This window comes from Neisseria sp. P0021.S006, assembly GCF_051956895.1.
This window is the reverse complement of record NZ_JBQCWZ010000356.1, coordinates 1-1,430: the sequence shown is the minus strand read 5'-3', so window position 1 is coordinate 1,430 and position 1,430 is coordinate 1. Positions and strand designations below refer to the sequence as shown.

The following is a 1,430-nucleotide window of genomic DNA, read 5'->3' as shown; positions in this document are numbered from 1 at the left end:
GTTTTGAAACGTACATCGCTGGTTTGCAAAACGCCGTGCATTTTCCCTTGCCAATATACGCATACGGCAGTCAGCACCTGATGCGTCTGCCCTGAAAGCCGGGCGAGCATTTCGGCTGCTTGGGCTTCGGTTTCCGGTTTGCCGAGGATGTGGTTTTGATAGGCGACCGTAGTGTCGGCAGTCAGAATCGGATATTCGGGCGACGCGTCGTGTGCGGCAAACCATTGCTCGACAGCGGCGGCATTTTTTTCCTGCGCCATACGTTGCACATAATCGGCGGCTTTTTCGTCGGAATGCGGCGTTTCGTCGATGTCGGCAGGGATACGGATAACTTTGAATCCTAGGTTTTCCAAAATTTCGCGGCGGCGCGGGCTGCCGGAGGCTAGGTAGAGTGTGTGCATAAAACTTTCTTTTTTAAGGGATATAAGGTCGCCTGAAAATTATTTTGACTGCTTGTGTTGGCCTGCCAGCCGCACATAATGCGCGGAAGAATATTTCAAAAATTCTTTTTCTTTTTCGGTCAGCGGGCGGACTTGTTTGACGGGCGAACCGACATAGAGATAGCCGCTTTCCAAACGTTTGCGTGGCGGCACCAAACTGCCTGCACCTATCATCACGTCGTCTTCGATGACGGTATCGTCCAGAATAATCGTACCCATCCCAATCAACACACGATCGCCGATGCGGCAGCCGTGCAGCATGACTTTGTGTCCGACGGTTACGTCTTCGCCGATGATAAGGGGTGAGCCTTCGGGCTTTTCCGCGTTTTTGTGCGAAACGTGCAAGACACTGCCGTCCTGTACATTGCTGCGCGCGCCGATGCTGATGCTGTTCACGTCGCCGTGCAACACGGCATACGGCCAAACGGATACGTCTTCGGCAAGCGATACTTCGCCGATGATGACGGAGGTTTCGTCGATGAGGCAGGATTCGTGAATTTGCGGAGTATGGTCTAAGAAGGGGCGGATAGGGTTCATGTTGTTTCTTCCTTTTTGACAGTGTGGCAGGTTTCAGACGACCTGCGGCTCGGTATGGCGAAAGTATGCCGTTTTGACGCAGGTGAGGCAAGGACGGCGTCTACCGAGATGTTGTCATGTCTTTGTAAACAATATTTTTTATGGTTAAGGAATCATTTTCCGTTAAGCCTGCCTCTCTTGTTTGCCGAAGGTGGAAAATTGTCCGTTATTATCTTGTAGTTGCAAGTAGCTGCAAACCATTCTCTTGCCATTTGAATTGGAATGATATATATTTTTAAAAAATATTTCATAAAATAACGAAACCCGATGGTTTGTTTTCAACCAGGTTTGGTGGGTTTCCAATCCCACAAACCTTGGCTTCCATCCCGTGTCCGTTTTCAAATCTATCCAATCCACCTTGTTTAAATAAAGGCGGCCGGAAGGTCGTCTGAAACTGTATGAAGGATATTCACA

At 49.4% G+C, this 1,430-nt stretch carries 3 protein-coding genes; all 3 read right to left on the bottom strand.

The genetic code is table 11. The features are described 5' to 3' along the window. The coding region (locus ACTHUM_RS14075; protein WP_440403179.1) for a Maf family protein at positions 1-401 on the bottom strand (401 nt) is incomplete at its 3' end. A 39-nt stretch (positions 402-440) separates the two neighbouring features. Further along, positions 441-977: a gamma carbonic anhydrase family protein gene (locus tag ACTHUM_RS14070; RefSeq protein WP_070461565.1), complete on the bottom strand. Its 537-nt coding sequence runs from the start codon at positions 975-977 to the stop codon at positions 441-443. 162 nt (positions 978-1,139) lie between these two features. Further along, positions 1,140-1,430: hypothetical protein (locus ACTHUM_RS14065; RefSeq protein ID WP_440403178.1), on the bottom strand; the 291-nt coding region annotated here is incomplete at its 5' end.

Excerpts from the sequence above, each read along its gene's own strand:
- ACTHUM_RS14070 (WP_070461565.1), bottom strand. The coding sequence starts at position 977 with ATGAACCCTATCCGCCCCTTCTTAGACCATACTCCGCAAATTCACGAA.